20 protein-coding genes and 1 pseudogene are annotated in these 18,178 nt (G+C 36.9%); 1 reads left to right on the plus strand and 20 read right to left on the minus strand.

Annotated features, from left to right (window positions below; translation table 11 throughout):
• Positions 1-62: 62 nt before the first annotated feature.
• The 3 genes from larE to ACQ4QH_RS05420 are packed head-to-tail and all read right to left on the minus strand — an operon-like array spanning position 63 to position 3,287.
• Entirely contained in the window at positions 63-908 is an 846-nt protein-coding gene (gene larE, locus ACQ4QH_RS05410) for an ATP-dependent sacrificial sulfur transferase LarE (protein WP_439818070.1), read from the minus strand.
• A gap of 49 nt (positions 909-957) precedes the next feature.
• Positions 958-2,241: a nickel-dependent lactate racemase gene (larA, locus tag ACQ4QH_RS05415; protein ID WP_436582533.1), complete on the minus strand. Its 1,284-nt coding sequence runs from the start codon at positions 2,239-2,241 to the stop codon at positions 958-960.
• Between the two features lie 32 nt (positions 2,242-2,273).
• Positions 2,274-3,287, minus strand: coding sequence for a HoxN/HupN/NixA family nickel/cobalt transporter (locus ACQ4QH_RS05420; RefSeq protein ID WP_439818071.1), 1,014 nt, complete (start codon positions 3,285-3,287; stop codon positions 2,274-2,276).
• Positions 3,288-3,689: 402 nt separating this feature from the next.
• On the opposite strand from ACQ4QH_RS05420, the pseudogene ACQ4QH_RS05425 reads away from it, so the two are divergent.
• Positions 3,690-4,973, plus strand: a pseudogene (locus tag ACQ4QH_RS05425) (IS1380 family transposase).
• Positions 4,974-5,849: 876 nt separating this feature from the next.
• On the opposite strand, the gene ACQ4QH_RS05430 reads toward ACQ4QH_RS05425, so the two are convergent.
• The 17 genes from ACQ4QH_RS05430 to ACQ4QH_RS05510 all read right to left on the minus strand — a co-directional run bounded on the left by ACQ4QH_RS05430 (position 5,850) and on the right by ACQ4QH_RS05510 (position 18,172).
• Positions 5,850-5,942, minus strand: coding sequence for a putative holin-like toxin (locus ACQ4QH_RS05430; protein ID WP_219843355.1), 93 nt, complete (start codon positions 5,940-5,942; stop codon positions 5,850-5,852).
• A 198-nt stretch (positions 5,943-6,140) separates the two neighbouring features.
• Complete coding sequence (locus ACQ4QH_RS05435; RefSeq protein WP_439818072.1) at positions 6,141-6,311, minus strand: hypothetical protein; 171 nt, start codon at positions 6,309-6,311, stop codon at positions 6,141-6,143.
• 98 nt (positions 6,312-6,409) lie between these two features.
• On the minus strand, positions 6,410-7,822 hold the full coding sequence (gene mobP2, locus ACQ4QH_RS05440) for a MobP2 family relaxase (RefSeq protein ID WP_439818073.1): 1,413 nt from the start codon (positions 7,820-7,822) through the stop codon (positions 6,410-6,412).
• Positions 7,815-8,162 (minus strand): hypothetical protein, encoded by a 348-nt coding sequence (locus ACQ4QH_RS05445; RefSeq protein WP_259705546.1) that lies wholly within the window; start codon positions 8,160-8,162, stop codon positions 7,815-7,817. The genes mobP2 and ACQ4QH_RS05445 overlap by 8 nt, the downstream gene beginning before the upstream one ends.
• On the minus strand, positions 8,155-8,835 hold the full coding sequence (locus tag ACQ4QH_RS05450) for a hypothetical protein (protein WP_131473526.1): 681 nt from the start codon (positions 8,833-8,835) through the stop codon (positions 8,155-8,157). Before ACQ4QH_RS05450 ends, ACQ4QH_RS05445 begins: the two co-directional genes overlap by 8 nt.
• A gap of 11 nt (positions 8,836-8,846) precedes the next feature.
• Positions 8,847-9,623, minus strand: coding sequence for a DNA/RNA non-specific endonuclease (locus tag ACQ4QH_RS05455; RefSeq protein WP_259705548.1), 777 nt, complete (start codon positions 9,621-9,623; stop codon positions 8,847-8,849).
• Positions 9,624-9,636: 13 nt separating this feature from the next.
• Positions 9,637-9,945 carry a hypothetical protein gene (locus ACQ4QH_RS05460; RefSeq protein WP_131473524.1) on the minus strand — a complete coding sequence of 103 codons (309 nt, stop codon included), beginning with the start codon at positions 9,943-9,945 and terminating at the stop codon, positions 9,637-9,639.
• A gap of 309 nt (positions 9,946-10,254) precedes the next feature.
• Positions 10,255-11,274, minus strand: a complete 1,020-nt coding sequence (locus ACQ4QH_RS05465) for a hypothetical protein (protein ID WP_439818074.1) — start codon at positions 11,272-11,274, stop codon at positions 10,255-10,257.
• A gap of 9 nt (positions 11,275-11,283) precedes the next feature.
• Complete coding sequence (locus tag ACQ4QH_RS05470) at positions 11,284-11,715, minus strand: single-stranded DNA-binding protein (RefSeq protein WP_259703704.1); 432 nt, start codon at positions 11,713-11,715, stop codon at positions 11,284-11,286.
• Positions 11,716-11,738: 23 nt separating this feature from the next.
• On the minus strand, positions 11,739-12,065 hold the full coding sequence (locus ACQ4QH_RS05475) for a hypothetical protein (RefSeq protein ID WP_115470842.1): 327 nt from the start codon (positions 12,063-12,065) through the stop codon (positions 11,739-11,741).
• Between the two features lie 20 nt (positions 12,066-12,085).
• Positions 12,086-12,313, minus strand: coding sequence for a hypothetical protein (locus tag ACQ4QH_RS05480; protein ID WP_115470841.1), 228 nt, complete (start codon positions 12,311-12,313; stop codon positions 12,086-12,088).
• Between the two features lie 5 nt (positions 12,314-12,318).
• Entirely contained in the window at positions 12,319-12,600 is a 282-nt protein-coding gene (locus ACQ4QH_RS05485; protein WP_439818075.1) for a hypothetical protein, read from the minus strand.
• Positions 12,601-13,445: 845 nt separating this feature from the next.
• Positions 13,446-13,694, minus strand: a complete 249-nt coding sequence (locus ACQ4QH_RS05490; RefSeq protein WP_140837560.1) for a helix-turn-helix domain-containing protein — start codon at positions 13,692-13,694, stop codon at positions 13,446-13,448.
• Between the two features lie 281 nt (positions 13,695-13,975).
• A complete protein-coding gene (locus tag ACQ4QH_RS05495) occupies positions 13,976-14,362 on the minus strand; it encodes a VOC family protein (RefSeq protein ID WP_439818076.1) in 387 nt (128 codons plus the stop codon).
• Positions 14,363-14,724: 362 nt separating this feature from the next.
• Positions 14,725-15,708, minus strand: coding sequence for a S66 family peptidase (locus ACQ4QH_RS05500; protein WP_439818077.1), 984 nt, complete (start codon positions 15,706-15,708; stop codon positions 14,725-14,727).
• A gap of 158 nt (positions 15,709-15,866) precedes the next feature.
• A complete protein-coding gene (locus tag ACQ4QH_RS05505; protein ID WP_439818078.1) occupies positions 15,867-17,597 on the minus strand; it encodes an ABC transporter permease/substrate binding protein in 1,731 nt (576 codons plus the stop codon).
• 191 nt (positions 17,598-17,788) lie between these two features.
• Positions 17,789-18,172, minus strand: a complete 384-nt coding sequence (locus tag ACQ4QH_RS05510; RefSeq protein ID WP_439818079.1) for a VOC family protein — start codon at positions 18,170-18,172, stop codon at positions 17,789-17,791.
• Positions 18,173-18,178 lie beyond the last annotated feature (6 nt).

The raw sequence follows: 18,178 nt of genomic DNA on the forward strand, positions 1-18,178 counted from the left end.
GCATTACTGTCTTGCCTAAAAAATGCAATACCATAACTTTGAGAAGAACAACTTCTATTATTTTATCCGTTATTGGCTGCTAATTCTTCTTCTGATAAAGTAGAATTCATACGTCCGCTTTGGAATCCAGCTAAATCAACAGCAACGAAATTAAAGCCAAATGATTTCAATTTATCATCAATGGCATCTTGATTATCAATAATCAATTGAATATCATCCTTTGGCACTTCAATCCGAGCAACATCCCCGTGGAAACGAACACGAGCATTTGTGAAACCTAAACCACGTAGATATTTTTCTGAATTCATAACTTGCTCAATACTTTGTGTACTGATCTTCGTATTATATGGGAACCGAGATGATACTGAACAGCTTGGTTCCTTGTTCCAGTTACTTAGGCCAAGTTTTTTGGCTAACGAACGGACATCCGTTTTATACAAGTTAGCAGTCTGCAATGGGCTGACCACTCCAGCTTCCTTCTTTGCAACCAACCCTGGTCGATAATCATCATTATCATCCATGATCGTACCATCTAAGACAATATCGAAGCCTTTCTCTTGACGAATTTTTTCTAAACGAGTGAAAAACATTTGCTTTTGATAGAACCATGTTTGGGCAGTATTATTAGCAATTTCTTCATTCGTTAAATAATTTAATTGCGTACCTGCTACATTTGCGTCCAATTCATTAGCTAAATTAATAGCCTTATCAAATTCATCGTCAGTAAATAACTCTGAATTTGCTACAACAGCTAACACGTTCTCCTTACCTAACACATTCAAGGCTTCTTTAAGTACTAAAGTACTATCAATACCACCAGAGAATGCAACAATGACACGATCGTATGCTGCTAAAGTGTCTTGTAAGACAACTTCTTTTTCATCTGTTACCATTTTTGAGCTAATCATTACTTTACCTCCTAGTTAATACCTTTTATAATCTATTAAACAACCCAATCTACGCCTTGATGATGGTTGATACACCATCTGGCAATACCGCAATCGACGCATCAGCACCAACTAATTTATCAGCAATTGCTAAAGCAGATGGAATTGAATTGGCATACGTCATCTTCATATCTTCAACAATTTGTTTATTAGCAGGTTCTGTAACAACAATAACATGATGTTTCATCATAACACGTGCCAATATTTGTGCTTGCCATTGATCTTGCGGGGTCTCTTTAGCTGGTGTCTTTACAGCATTATCATAAATATCTGAAACTTTATCAGTATCTTTAAATTGATGATACAATTCATCACCACCGGTACCATCAGCTAAACCACTAGCAATAATAATGACACCATTTTCATTGTTTGTTGCTTCAGCACCAGTCATTCCTTTTACCATTTGGTAAATATTTTGATCAAGTGGGTACCCACCATTACTGGTAATCGTGATATCAGTAAAAATGGGTTTTGCTTCCATAATACTATCAACAAATTTAGTTCCCTCAAGGTGCGCAGTGACTGAATCACCAGCAAAAGATCCAACAATACGCTTATCATGATCTATGACCACATTCACGATAAATTGTAGTTTAGCTAAACGTGCAGCCTCAACCATATCTTTATGGATGGGATTATGCATCAACATACCAGTTCTTGAGTGCTTTGAGTCAATGAATTGACCATTATGATTACCAACCACTGATTTTCTTGAAGCAATTCCTGGAAAGACAGCCTTACGTCCACCTGAATATCCAGCAAAAAAATGCGGCTCAATAAATCCTTCCGCAATTAATAGGTCAGCTTCTGCAGCAACTCGATTAATTTCACAATCAGCTCCTGAAGGTAGCGTACCAACATTAATCATATTTTCTTTGTCATCACTATCGTGGACAACAATATTGATGTTTTTAACAATTTCTGCACCATATTTATCAACCAATTCATCATGAGTTGTTAGACGATGCGTTCCTGTTGCTACTAGAATTGTAATTTCTGCCTCTGGATTGCCTTTTTTAATTTCCGCAATGATTTTAGGCATGATTTTCTTAGATGGAACTGGTCGTGTATGGTCTGAACTAATAACGACCACATGATCTTTACCAACCACTAATTCAGATAAACGTGGTGAATCAATCGGATGCAGTAATGAATTTTCAACAATTTCTGCTTCTGAAAATTGATAACTTTTTGCTAAAACTGCTTCTGCATCCGCCTGAATAATGCCTTTTGCACGATTAGATGGTATCTCTCCAACTAGTTTTCCTTTCCCGTATGGTAGAGAAAATTCCATATTACATTGCCTCCTTTAAATACTAAACAATATTAAATATTAGCGTTATTTTCTTTTTTAAGGATAATTTTTGATTCGATATATGTCATCAACCAAATAACCAAAAAGACAACGATTAATCCATAACCAACCCAATTAAAGTCTAATCCTTGTACCCAACCTATAAATCCAGTCTTCATTACAAGACCACTAGTTGAGACCTGTAATAATTCAACAATACCAATAATAAATGCCGCAATAATCGAAATTGTTGTAACTGTTAGGTTGTAATAAATCTTACGAATTGGTGCATCAAAAGCCCACCGATAAGCACCTGACATCATCACTGAATCAGTTGTGTCCATAACGTTCATACCGGCGGCGAATAAAATTGGTAAAGCAAATATACCCCAAATTGAAGCTCCTTGGCTGGCCGTTCCTGCTGATAAAGCAATTAATGTAATTTCCGAAGCTGTATCAAAACCAAGTCCAAATAGAAAACCAATTGGATACATCTGCCAAGACTGCTTAATAAACCTAAAAATAGGGCCTAAAAACTTTGCTAAAAATCCTCGTGACATTAATAATTCATCAAACTTCTTTTGGTCAAAGTTACCAGATTTTACGTGCCTTAGTTGAGACAGTAAATTGAATAATACAAAACAATTAGCAATAGCAATCACGATTAAAAAAACACCCGAGACAGTAGCCCCAATTTTCCCGCCCATTTCTTGTAAAAATGGTAATTTTGCTTTTGCAAATTGCACTGATAATCCAACAACCAACGCCATAAGAAAGACAACAGTCGAATGACCCAAAGAAAAGAAAAAACCAACCCCAGCTGAACTCTTCTTTTCTTGAACCAGTTTACGGACAGTATTGTCAATTGCTGTAATATGATCTGCATCAAATGCATGACGCAGACCTAGTGTATAAGCCAATAAGCCAATTCCCCAAAAAGATGCATCTTGCACTGCAGCGATAACTAACAGGGCGAAACCAATAACATGAATTAAAGAACTAGTCACGTAAAATGGCAACGCCTCATAAAAAATTTTTTCCCTCACAAACTACCTCCATACCTATTAATTCCACTTCCAACTGTCTTTACCTACTCTTTGAAAGCGCTACACAATTTATAGTATACACTTTTCGCTGAGAGTGAATCACATTTTTTGTTATTTTTGTGAAATTTGTTTGAAAATTTCATATACAAAGTAGGTAGTTAATACGGTTTTATGCATCATATATAAATAAGATGGTTACTTACTGTCTTAATTGTTCAAAATGAATTATTTACCCCGGATTATTCATCAAGACAGACAAAAACCCGCTGAAACAGCAAGTTAATACCGTTTCAGCGGGTTTTGCGCTTTCACCCGTTGGGTGAAAACCATAGGAGCTCTTTTTTATGATATTTTGTTAGTGAAAAACAAACCAAATACTCAAAAATTGGAGCGTCTAAAATTATGACTCAAAAAGTATTACCTAGCAACCCTTTAGTTGCAGTTTCAGACAATGGGGCACCAATTACCTCAGATGGTGGCAACGTGCTGCTTAGTATGTTTCTGAATTCACCTGTAGTTTCCAGGCTCTTTAATAACGTTGAATTCAACGATAATCGCAAAAGTCCACGCTATGCTAAGGTAGAATTATTATTGCAAATGCTCATTCAAGTTATCGAAGGTTATCGCAACGACGACGTTGCAGATTACTTGACCCAAGATATCGAACATCGACTTGTTTATGCGCAAAACATGGCATCTCAACCAACTATTTCCAGATTTCTATCACATCTCACGAACGAAGACATTGATGAGCTACAAGAATTAAATCGTCGTATTGTCTCTTTAATTGATGAAAGATCAGCCAACACTGAACTGGTGCTAGATTTGGATTCAACCTACTTTGAGACCTTTGGTCATCAAGAAAAAATTGGTTTTAATTATCACTACTTGAACGTCGGTTACCATCCGCTTATCATGACCGATGCTTTAACTGGAACCGTGCGTCAGGTATCGTTGCGAAGTGGCAATACCTATACCGGTAATGGTGCAACTGAATTTGTGCAAGGGTATCTGTCAACTAGTCTATCCGCTCAACATCAGACAATTATTTTGCGTGGTGACAGTGGCTTCGCCACGCCAGACTTGATGGAAACATTATAAGGCAACAATATTTTTTATACCATCCGATTGAAGTCAAATCCTCGATTGAAGCGTATGGCACTTGATGGACGATATGTTAATTTCGACAATCTTTTGATGATTGAAGGTCAGTTGACGACCGATGAATTTGAGTATCAAGCCGCCTCATGGGACAAAGCACGTCGTGTTATCGTTTTAAAAGATGAACATGGCGGTACACAGTTCATCGTCACTAACCTAAGTCTTCCACAAAAAGACATCGTCCGTGTTTACCGCAAGCGTGCGGCGATTGAAGATATTATTCGCGAGCTTAAAGGTGGATTTGCCTTCGGCAAAACTGATAGCAGTTCATTTTTCGCCAACAAAGCGCGCATGTGGATCTCAGTGATTGCATCAAACTTGATGCGGTTGATGAAGAGTATTGCGTTGGACGACCAGCAACAATCGTGGACAATCAACACCTTTCGAGATCGTTTGTTAAAAATCGGTGGACGTATCACTAAGCACGCCCGCAAGGTGATCTTGACGTTAGATAGCCGCAACCAAGAACAATTCGATGGTCTGTTCTGGCGAGCTTGGGAACGACTAAATGCTTTGTGGCAATAAAACAACGAATTATATTTTCAAAAAAATAGCAAAATCTGGCTGGTTTTAGTGTGCCCATTTTTCTCAAAAAACGCTCAATCAAAAAAACACCCTGAAACTGTGTCAAGGTACTGGCAGTTTCAAGGTAATTTATTGTATTTTACTGATTTAGCTGTGGTTAAAAATTTAGTGCATGAATAATCCGGGTTTATAAGTATTGTAGACCAATATGTTCTGCAATACTTATAGGGACGTTCAAATAATAGCACGTGTCATATCACTCTTTTTATTGACTAAATCACTTTTTATTTTTTTAGTTTTTCACCCACTTATGATATTTCACGACATAAGCCTTAGGCGCAACTTATATGCCACAATAAGTGCTCATCTCATCGGTCTTATGATTTTCTTCAACACAGTCCCAGACTTTTCTCTCTGTACCTGCGCTTGATTGATGGCTTGTAATCATATAAAATTAGGTTATTGGAAATAACTTTAAATTTTGATTCTTATAATAACGTTGTCGAAGGCATTATTTTATCAATCAAGAGTATATTTAGTTTTCAATGTACAAATCGACTAGCCATTAGCTGGTCTTTTTTTGTGCTTTTTTGTATTTTTTAGGTTTTCTTAATAAATCAAGCCTTTTTCACAAAATAATAAGCACAAGGTATGTTACAGAGGTATTTCAACTCCCATATCAAACCTTATGCTTATTATTCTACAGACTCCGGACACCTTAAAATTTGGGAATTTTTCATAGCTATGGTATAATTTATTTGTAAACAAAAAGCCCCGTGCTACCAACACGAGGCCCAGGTTACCTTGACGGTAGCTGCTTTAAATAATTTTAAAACCGCCTTGCCAGTCAAAGCATAGGGCGGTTTTTAGTTTGTCCTACTTCTTGTTGTGGTTGTCGATATACGTCAACAACGCCAACAAGAAAGTCGCGAACAATATCACTAAGGACATTGCATCGTGAACAGACATTTCTGGCTGATCCTCCTTTCGTTATATTCTGGTGTCCATGAATTGCATTCATAGGCATCACCTTCTTCCTACTAGAAAGTCAGCCACCGCCTTTAACCTGTGCAACTATTATAACATAAAAGAATACCACAAGCACTAATATAACAGTGTTTGTGGCACTTTTTGTATTGATTAATAATTTAATCTTATTTTTTAAAATTACCAATTATCATCTTTATTTAGCCATGCAGCTACTTCTTCAGGTGTTCTTAGTTCAACAGTTGGTACAAATTGTGAATAAAATTGAATATCTTTTATGGCTTGTTCTGCTTGTCTTCGTTCTTTTGCTTTTCTTAATTTTCTTTGTTCTCGTGACTCCTTCTTACTCATATAACCTCTGTCCTGAAAGCAATCTGTTATCTGATTATATCCGTAAATTAATCATACATCTTTGTCGATGACTAAGCTGGTGTTAACTCCGTAAAACTTTATAGATGCCGTGTAAGTGATTCATCACTGACATACTGGCTTTGTTCTGCCATCGTCTCTTGCAACATTCGTTCCACTTGTTGCATTTCTTGCCGACTTTGTTTCGTCATCCGTTTAGCAATCTTATTTAATTTACCTAAGGGTGCCGCTTTATGTTGCTTAAGTTGTGGCTTTTCTGCTGGTTGCTGTTTTTGCTTCGCTTTTTCAAAATTACCATTAGCTTCTTTATGGAATTTATCATCATTTTCATGACTGCCTGGTTTAAACTGTTCGTTAAACTGCCGATAAATCCCATTTGCCAACTCTTTACGTAATCGTTGGTCTTGCATCTCTGACCATTTCGCTTGGTCTTGATGTTGTTGCCCGTGTGTTTCAGTCATCATGGTATCCATCTTTTGGGCTGTCTCTTTAAAGGCTTGGTAGTCGTCTTTTAATTCATGCGTCAATAATTTATCAATTAACGTGTTCATCTGATGATTAGCTGGTGCCATTCGGCTTTTGTCATCCGTCACTAACGTATCAGTGTTACCGACTTTCCAACGTCCTCGTAAATCTTGCGGTAAAACGTCATAAATTTTCTGCAGGTCCGCCGTGTATTTATGGGCTTGATCCAGCTGCGTGAGTGAATCTTGCTTAATTTGGCCCCGGTAATTACCCACGGCTTCATACACATTTGCCCGTTGCATTTTAGTTGCTTCTGACTCTAATTCATAACGGAATTTACTTTCAGCTTGATGCTTGGCTTTGAAATCAATGACCCCCTTAGGTTCACCATTTTTGTGCAACATACTAGGCCGGCTTTCAGGTGAAATCTTGGCATACCAAATGTGCATATTTAAGTGATCAGTGTCTTGATGTACTGCGCCAAACCAAACCACATCATCGGGTCCTTCGCCTAAGGGTTGTAGGCCACCTTTTTCGAACAAATCTTTCACGATATGTTGTTCAGCCCGTTTCAATTTATCTTGATCTAACTGTTTCGTTTCAGGATTATACAAACCGTTTTCAACTAACCAATCACCCCGCATCGAGAATGCCATTTCATGCAATATATTCCCATTGGCTTGTGCTAAATTTAGTTTCTCTTCTAGGTTATCCATCTGCTCATCGGTCATATTTAACGTGTGACTATCAAATAACGGGTGTTCATCACCAGTAGCGGAAAAGCGGGAACTATAACCAAAACTATTACTCGACTCTTGGACTTGTTCAGCATCAGTTATATCGACCAAAGCTTGGTTATTTTCATCCATTACTTTGGAACTTTTTGCCGCATAAGTGCGCACTAGATTACCAAATTGTTTACCGGCTTTAGTTGCTTGTGCTGCTGTCGTAAAATGTGTTGGTAATAACACGGCACCTGTTTTCTTTTCCCCCGTTGCAAAATTCGCAAAGCCCCCTGTTTTAGCCATCTGTTTTCACTCCTTGTTGTCGTGCATAAGCTGCTAAACTTTCCTGAACGTCCTTTAAAGTTGCAAAATCTGATTCCGGATAACGGGCAACAGCTCGCGTAATATTTTTATGACTTGTTTGGTGCAAAATTCTAGCACATGCATGACTACTTTGTTGATACTGGTTCATTAATAAATGGGAAAATTGCGCAAGCCAATAATTTTTTTGCCGATAGTTCTTCTCCGTTTCAACTTCTTGAACCGTCATCTTATCTTGAAAGGCAGATTGATCAGGATGCAACCAATCTTCTTCATGTAGTTTTTCTAAAGCTGCTTGTAAATCAAAATTTTGATTAGTCATGTTTAAATTCCATTCCTTCACCACGACGGCGCTGACGTTTGTTTGCAAGATCATTTTTACGACGCTTCTGGTAGGCATCATAGTCTTTCGCATACTGACTACTCTCGTCAATTTCTGAACGAATATCCGTTTGAATTATTTCATCAATTTGTCGCGTTGGACCAAAGACTTGCATATTTTCTAAGTAATCCATGGCTGCAATAAATGAGGTCATTTCTTTTAAATCGTTCATCTGTAAATTGATTTGATTTAACATTGGATCTGGGTCATTGATTTCATCCATGCCCTTTAATAAATCAGCATATGACAGACTATTATTTTTGGGATTTAAAACCACTTGATTAACGAAAAAAGTTAAGGCAAAGCGATACATGCCACCATTATTATCACCACTAACCCCGACTTCAGGATGTTGACCTAACCAATCTTTCAATGCGTCACGATACCAAGCTTCTTGTTGACTAGTTTTAATCGTAAGTGAGCGTCGTCGGCTATTTTCTTCGGTTGGTTCGTGGTCCAAAATTTCAGTGACATTAATTAATCCTCTTAATTCATCAGCAACTTTTTCATCCAAATCCTCATCAGCATAATTTTTAAATTTTGTCCGTAAATACTTAATACGATTCTGATTTTTCCGCTTTAATTTTTGACGAAATTCACTTAATGTTTGCATGATTATTTCTCCTAATTTTGTTGTAAAGCTGTGCCTGTGTAATAATTAATTTGCCAACCTGGTTGACTGTTAAAAATATAAACATGGAACTTAATCACATCATCACCAATCGATTGGCCAGCCAGTTCAATACCTCGTGGTACGCGTTCGACGTTTCGATATAATGGCGTCACTTGATAACGAACATAATGCTTTGATGATTGCCGTAAATAAGTTGCAATTTGATTCTCATAAGTTTCCATCGAAACTTGATTATCTTGTTCATGAATGGCATTCATGGCACGCGTACCTGTTACTAAATTGCGTGCATCATTATTCAAGCCAGTCAGCTGATACCCAATTAAATGTGACCGATTGTATAAATAAACTTGTTGATTATTTTGCTTAAATTGATAGACATGATACCCCGGTGTTTTCACCGTTAATGCTTTGCGTTCCATGGTTGGCATTTGCTTTTTGTTCAACAACGCATTGGCTTGTCTAGGTCGTCCTAACCAATCACGATGAGATAATTTTTGCCAGGATCCTGCAGTCGTTTTTAAATCATTCGTTGTAAAGTTAGGTTGATTATCATTAACTGCAATCACTTGTTGATTTGTAAAATCTTGTGCGGCTAATTTTTTCTGTGGGTCCTCTTTTTGTGGTGTCTTAAGTGCAGCTGTTGACTGACTAAATTGGTTAAAAAGATGATCTAAAATAGCATCTCGTTTAACAAAAATTAAGACTGCTACCACTGTCATTACTATCACCATTAATCGACGCAACCATCGTCGTTGGTAACCATACATTTTTATCCTCCTTCTATTCAAATGTATCGTCGTACATGTACTTAATGAGTTGTCGAATGCTGTTGGTTAGTGCGGTTAAATCATGTGAAATAGCTGCTTGTGATTCGGTTGTTGCATGCGTTAATGTATTCAATTGTTTCGTCACATCTTGCAAAGGTTCCAACAAAATTTCATTTGCATTGGCTTGTTCTAAATTATTCGCAAAGTTCTCAATCACAATTTGTAATAAAGCATTTCGTGAGATATTATTTCGTGCAGCTTCTGCATCAATAATCTTTAAAGTATGGTCAGATAAGTTGCGCATTATAAATTGATTTGCCATTAAATTAAACCTCCATCGTTAAGTCAAAATTCAAATTCTTTATTGCACCCAAATTAAAGTTCAAATACATCAATAATAAATAACAGGTTAAGGGGGAATGATACCACGCTGTGATATAACCCCGCTGTGCGGGCATTCTTGGTGATACTACCATTTTTCTAAAGACAGCCCTTGGACAGCCCACTGGACAGCCCTTGGACGTATCGTTGGACAGCCCTTGGACATACCACCAGACACCCCTTGGACAGCCCACGTATTTGGTTAAAAATATTGCGGAATTACTGTTTTTTTGCAGCAATTCCGCAAAAATTATTGCGCTAATTTAGGGACATTTAGTTGCCCATTTTGTTGCTTGGTTTTTTGTTTTTCTAAGTGTTTAATTTTGTCTTTTTCACTCTGAATATCCGTCTTGGCATCACTAATATTTTTCTTGAGATCGGTCATTTTTGATTCATAAGACGCAATTGTTTCGTTAGCTTGTGACCGTTCTTTATCAGTCATATCTTGCATTTGTTGACGCGTTGCCCGCACGTTTTCCGTTTGTTCTTTAATGGCCGCTTGCCACTCTTTAATCGCAGCACGATTCTCTTTAATATTGTGTTCATGTTCTTGAATATTTGTTCTCGTTTGGGCCACAACTAACTGCTTTTTGCTTAATACTTTACGCTGTTGATTAGTGGGCAATTTATCATCATTGTTTATGATAATTGTCGCTAATTGATCGCTTGTTTTGGCTTGTTTATTGGTGGTACTTTCGTCATCATTAGCGGCCGTTTTGACACTTTCTGTATCAATTGTTTTGTCTGCAAAACTAACACGTACGTCTTGAAAATTAGTCTTTAATTTCTCAAATTGGACGACCATCGTATTAGGTGAAGTGGCCACAATATGATACTCGGATTGCCCATTTTGAATGTACCGATCACCAGCAAATGACAACTTATACCGTTTCATATTAATGCCTGTCGTAATCGAATCATCAACGTTCCCGGTAAACTTAAAATGTAATTCTAATAGTCCCGTTTCATCATTAAAAATTTTCTTTGTTAAGGCAACATTAGTGCCTTGATTACCAAACGCCATCTCTTGATTTAATTTGGTTGAAACGGTACTTGACGGCCGTGGCATTACCATAGAATAAATCAAAATAGTCGCAGCTAATCCGAGTAAACTTAGGAAACGTAACGTGACGGTTCTGCGTTGCTGATCGTAGTGATTATATTGCCGATTATCATGCTTAACACGTCTGCGATACCACCAACGACTGAACCAACCAGTACCTTCTTTTAGATGCGGTTTTTCACTATATTTAACTTTGACATGCTGCATGAAAACCTCCTATCTAATTTCTAAATCATCTGCAACTAGGCCGGCTAATCCTTGTAAAACATCTGCCTCTGTTTCGTCATTTGCAGCTGACAGTTCATCATCTGTCACACCAGATTTATCTTGATTATTAGTTGACCAGGGCATGAATGATGTGATCACATTAGTGGTTTGATATTTACGCTGACCGTCGGTCGTTTCATAGCGATGACTTTGAATATTAAAATGAACTTCAAGTGGTAGTCCTTGCTTATTGGCATACTGATATAACATATCCGCCGTCTTACCAAACGCCACATAATAAATGAAATCTGTTTGGGATTTCTGACTCAAATACCGTTTAACTGCCAAACCTAAGCGCACCATTTTAATGTCTTTTTTCTCACCCACCATTTGCACATTAAATGTTTTTAACAGACGTCCCACATGAATATTTGTTTGCATAATTCTTTCCTCCTCTTATTCCCTTATTCATCAAATAGTATCCGAATAATTGGGTAACTAGCTTGTAACTTATCACTTAAAAACTGTTCTAGATTTTGTTGCGTTTTAGTAACTTGAATGATGTCTTTTTCTGGAATCATTTGCGTACTAGCAACGGGGTTTTCAATCACAAATAGTTGCTTATCTATTGCAGTCACTATCTGTCCATTTAGTATCTCACTTTCATTAACTGAGCTGACAAATTGTCCCACACTACTCAAACCAGTACCGGTTAATGGTCTGGCAAAATAGACTGTTTTTTGTTTGGTCACAACTAACTGCTGGTCAAATAAATCTAATTGCTCCCACATAACCTACCTCCCACAATTACCTAATGATCAGGTCGTACTAATTGACTAAAAGCGACACCAGTTCGATTAATTTCTTGTACCACTTTGACAAATACTTCTGCCTCAATACGGTATATCCAAACAGCTTGTTGATGAATTAATGCTTGCCCTTTTTCAGATAAGATTAGCCGATTCAAACTCGCCATTGATTCGGCACTTAATAAGATATGACGTCGTTGCCAATCTACTGCAATGTATTGGTAATTCATTTCATTCACCTCCACCCACGCACTGTTTCTAACACAATACAATCCTGCAATCTAACCCCCTTTTGCCAATGCTGCATCACATCATCCCAGGCTGCTTTAGACAATCGTCCTAACCAAAAAATCTCTGCCTTTTGTGCTTGCATTGCCAAGACTTGCTTATGTAAATCGGCTTGCTTATCGGCATAAGCTCTAATAGTTGAAAAGGTCTTATCGAAAGCAACATACACATACGCTGTTGGTTGATGCTCCATGCGTTCAATCGTTTTTAATTTATCAATTTCTAACATATTCTTTCTCCGTTCTGTCCAACTTGCTGGACAACAAAACGACATACTTGATGTAGTTAATCATTAATTAGACTGATACTTAACAACTCATCAACAACGCGTAGCGTTAGTTAGGAGAGTTCGCCCTTGAGCGAGCTATTCCAACAAAACACTAACTGCGATCAGAGTGATCAAAATCACTGTTTTGTCGTCCAATTACAAGAATTGGCACACGTTTAAAGCCAGCACTGCCCAGCTACCATCACAACATCATTTCGAGTTAAACGGTCGAATTATGAACTAAGCACCATGAAGCCATTGTGATTGCCGTGTGACGCCATTTTCAGTACGTCCACCCTGACCTTTTGACGCGTTTGTCTGGTTGTCACCACCAGTGGCTATCAATTACACCACATTACTTTAAACGTTCGCTACAACGTTCTCTGACACCTTTCTGACGACGTGTAGGCGATGCGAACCCCTTAGTTGCTCATACAAGTTACCACGTCGCATACCGTAACTGCTTAGAACCATTTTGGTATAGTCAAAAAACGCTACTATACCCCCTCTGTGGCTCTTAGTAACGTCTTGTAACACTAGTTATAATCCTAAGTTGTGAATTCACTTCATTCATGACTTCACAAGGCATAATATATTATGCTATAATGAATTCACATTAGGTTTGGTGCTAAAAAATGGCACACTGAAACCAGCTCATTTTCATCATTTTTTGAAAATGATAGACTTACTTTCTGTTTTAAAAAGTATGCCAGTACTAATCGCAACAGAGGGTAATGTATTAAATTGTGCAAGATCAATAGCTGTTGATAACATCGTTCATTTACTGTGTTAGATGTTATCTTCAGTTATTGATCTTTTTGTTTGTCATCATCGTCAGTAAACCAACGTGCAATGACTTCATCCGTTGACATATCAAGTGCCTTAGCAATTAAAGCTAAGTTTTTAATCCGTGGATTGCCTTGATCATATTCAATGCGTTGAAAGCTTGCATATGGGATTTTTGCTACTTTAGCTGCGTCACCCATGCGATAATGATGATCTTCACGCCAAGCTTTAACTGCTTGCCCCAATGTTTCTTTTTCTTTATAATCCATTAATTCTCACCTCCTTACTCTTTAATATCGATAATGGAAGTTCTTACCAAAAAATTAACCGAACTAAGTCCGGTGACTAGCTATATACTTGATTAAAAATCAGTCTGTCATTATTTTGTAATCAATGTAATAAAAAAACTATACACGTCTCTAAACGCCTTTATATCAACGTTTAGAGTACTGTGTATAGTTAAGAATAAAGTTCATACAACTAAAAATAAGAAAAATTGGGGTATTTAATTGAATTTCAATTACTCAAGTCTAAATTTTGAATTGACTGACTATTTTTTGCTAACTACTTCAACTTTTATACGATCAGGATCCTCAAAATATAAGGCATAACTTTCAGTACCTCCAGCATGAGGATATTGTTCAGCGTACAACTCTTTATACTTAAACTTAAGCAGTTGTGAACGTATTTTATTAGTTGGTACAGTGAACGCCAAGTGATTTAGTCCTACTCTGGTGCGATTATATTCAAGCACAATTTTTTTAGCTTGAACAAAAACGATATAGGTTTCATTAAGGATAAAACTAATACCATTTCCCCATTGTTGGTAAATTTTATAGCCTAAGTTTTGAATAAGTAACGTTTCCCAAAATAACCGTGTTTTTTCTAAATTACTAACATAAATTTCGATATGATTTATGATTCCTGTTTCTTTCATTAACGTTCCCTCTTCATTTATCTCAATATTTAGCACTAAAACAAGGGATAATTTTTTATTATGCCAAACAAAAAGCTTCTATCTAATAACTTCATTTCATCTGTAAAAATATAGGCCGTGCCCTTTGACACGACCTATATGAATTATTTTATATTGCAAGTTAGTACTGCGCTAAACAAATTAACGACTCATTGCCGGTTGTTTGACCCACAACTGGGAGATATAAGATCACCGCCTTTCAGTAGAAAATATAAAGCATGCTAACTTTAATCAACTACCTCACCCCCCTTCAGTGATCTACTCTTATTTCGCTTTAAAAATACCGCAATCTTACACAAAAGTAAAGTGTCAGCAATTGGAAATTATTTTTCCACTACTTTTAAAAATAATGGTTCAGTAGAAAATTCAATTTGGCCACCTAAAGGAAAAGTAAAAATGGGTTGTGTGTGTCCAAAATCAACATCATAAATAACTGGAATTTTTTTAAGCTTAGGATATTTATCCAATATATATAGTAATTTTTCTTGCGACATATCACATTCGTTTGGAAATCTACCAATAACTAATCCCTCTAAATCTTGATGAACTTGCAAGAACTGCGCCAATAATCTATCAAAATCAGTATAGTCTCCTTCTTCTGCTTCTTCCAGAAAGGCAATCGGGTGTTGTACCTTGTGAAAAAACTCCGTTCCCAATTGTAGTGTATAAGTCTGAATGTTGCCACCGATTACTGTTCCGTGTGCACGTCCATCATTATATATTTTCCACTCGTTTTTCAAAAAATTTCTAGGGATAGTTGGATCATACCAAGGATCACTGGTATAAAAGTTGTTAGGTAATAATTTGTATTCGTGTGCATCATCCTTGTCACTAACAGCTCGAAGCCACTGCTCTGTTTGATAATCTTGTAATTCATCCATTTTAAATGATGAATATGCTGGAGAGTAATAGGTAACAAGTCCTGTTTTGGTGAAAATAGCTGAATGTACGCTGGTTGTGTCTGAATATCCAAAGAAAAGTTTTGGGTTCTGCGATACAATTTGCCAATCTATATACGGTAATAATTCGTTTGAGTTAAAGCCACCAATTGTTGTCATTACAGCCTTAACATTTTCATCCTGAAATGCTTCATGAAAATCGGATACTCTTGATTGTATCGATGCTGAAGATAATTGATCATTTTCATCAATATGTTTACCAAAGGTTACTTTAAACCCTAATTGCTCTAACCGCTTTTTTGCAACTAGATTAGCATCCATTCCGCCAATCTTTGCCATGCTCGAACTTGGTGAAATAACACGAATTTCATCACCTAGTTTCAATTTTTCTGGATATATTTTTTTCATAACTCCCCCTTGTTTATAAAAATGATCAAATCCACATAATTTTATAAATTATATAAAATTAAACATCTAAATACAATACAACGCACATTTACATATAAAAAAAGATTGCATCATCCATTACTAAATGACACAACCTTCTATCTAACTAAAAATTTGAATTATTTAAACCATGAATCAACTTGTGATTGATGATGCTTAATCCAGATATTTGCTGCTTCCTTCGGTGATTTACCATTAGACATGTCTAACATCACACTTGACATATCATCTTTACTCCAATGGAATTTATCTAGAGCCTTATAAGCATCAGGTTTATCTTTCTTCAAACCTTTACGAGACATTGTATAAATATTTTCTTTACTACCCATTGACTTCTTTGGATCCTTTAAGTATTTCAAATCATACTTTTGGAACATCCAATGTGGTTGCCAACCAGTAACAATAATTGGTTTCTTTTCTTTGATAGCTTTACCCAATGCAACCGTCATCGCCCCAGTCGATGATTCTGAAAGCTTCCAACCTTTTTTATCTAGTCCATAGGCCTTAATTGTATTCTTAGCGAGCTTTGTAATTCCAGCACCTGGCTCAATTCCGGTAATCTTCTTACCTGCCTGATCTTGCAGGTCACTAATACTATTAACATCAGTCATATAAGTAGGTACCGTTAATCCGTTTGTTGCCCCTTTTAGGTTAGGACCCATCATATCAAGCTGACTCTTATATTTTTGATACTGTGCTTTGTGGGTCATTGGCAACCAAGCAGATACAGAAACATCGGCTTGGCCATTAGCAATTGATTGCCACATAATTGAGTTATCTAATGACGTCAATTCAACCTTATAGCCATGTTGTCTCAATGCTTGTGCAAGCACATTACTTGAAGCTTTCTCTGAATCCCATGGTGTCGTTGCAATCCTAATCGTTTCTTTTTGCGAATTTGCTGTTGTAAATGCTGTGACAGCACCACTTCCAATCATAGCAAGCGCAACGAGAAGCGCAGTCCACCCTTTCCAATGATACTTAGAAGGAACTGCTTTTTGATTTGGCATTTGATTAATCTTTTGCGTTAATCGATCAATGACAATTGCCAAAATAACCAACGAAATACCATTGACAAATCCCTTACCAATATCAGCATCTTGAACAGCTGCTAACACACCACGTCCTAGACCAGGAGCACCAATCATTGATGCAACCACAACCATTGACAACGCAAGCATTAGGGTTTGATTAATTCCTGAAAAAATCGTCTTCTTGGCTAATGGTAATTCAATTTTAAATAATTTTTGTGTTCCTGTTGATCCAAATGAATCCGCAGCTTCAACCAAATCATTGGGTACCTGGCGTATTCCTAAGTTCGCCATACGAACTGTGGGTGGCAATGCAAAAATAACTGAAGCAAATACACCTGGTACAACACCAATGCCAAAAAAAGCTACAGCGGGAATCAAATAAACAAATGCTGGCATGGTCTGCATAAAGTCCAAAATTGGTTGCACAATCTTATTGACAACTTCATTCTTTGCCATCCAAATCCCTAATGGCACACCAATAATAACTGAAATCAAACTAGAGATAATAACCAAGGTAAATGTATTCATCATACTTGTCCATAAGCCTTGATTCTCAACAATAATCAATCCAATAAAAGTAAAAAGTGGGAATCCCCATTTTTTACCGAACATTAAGGCGGCGAATATAGTTACTCCGACAATAAATAGCCAGATTGGAATACCTGTCAAGGCACTAGTCATAGTGTCCATCACGGCATTCCCACCATTTTGAATTGCCCCAAAGAAGCCGCTTAAATGTTTTGTTAACCAATTAACACCGTCATCGACCCAAGGGCCAAATGGTATTTTTGGTAAAACACTTGCTAAAACAAACATATTATACCTTCTCCTCCTGCTTGTTTAGTAAAAATCAAGCTTTCTAAAAAGTGACAACTTAATTATAAACATAAAGTTGTCACTTTAGTCAAATGAATAAATTCCTCAGGCAGGGTTAAATAGCAGTTTATATTGTTTTTTAATAAGAAAAGCCGGAACATTTTATTTTGTTCCGACTCGTTTCATCCATATTATTTAACTATTTCACAAAATTCAACGATAACGCCATCTGGTCCCTGAATATTAAAGAACTTAATGCCTTTATCCCAGAATGGTAAGTGTTGTACTTCAGAATTCATTAGTAATAATCCTTCAGCTTTAGCGGCAGTAAATGCAGCATCAGCGTCTGATGTATCCATCGAGATATGATTAATTGCGCCTGGCTTACCAACAATTTCATCACCAGTCCAAGTTTCAATAACAAGATTCTCCCGTTGCATGAAAATCACATGACCAACCGGAAAATCGCCAACTTTTTTAAATCCTAATTTTTCCCAAAAACGTTCTGATTCTTGTAATGATGAGGCTGGAATCCCCACGTGTTGCAACCCTGAATAATAATCCGTAAATGCCATTTTTAT

The sequence above is a fragment of the Weissella paramesenteroides genome, from assembly GCF_051903945.1.
Classification (GTDB): domain Bacteria; phylum Bacillota; class Bacilli; order Lactobacillales; family Lactobacillaceae; genus Weissella; species Weissella paramesenteroides_A.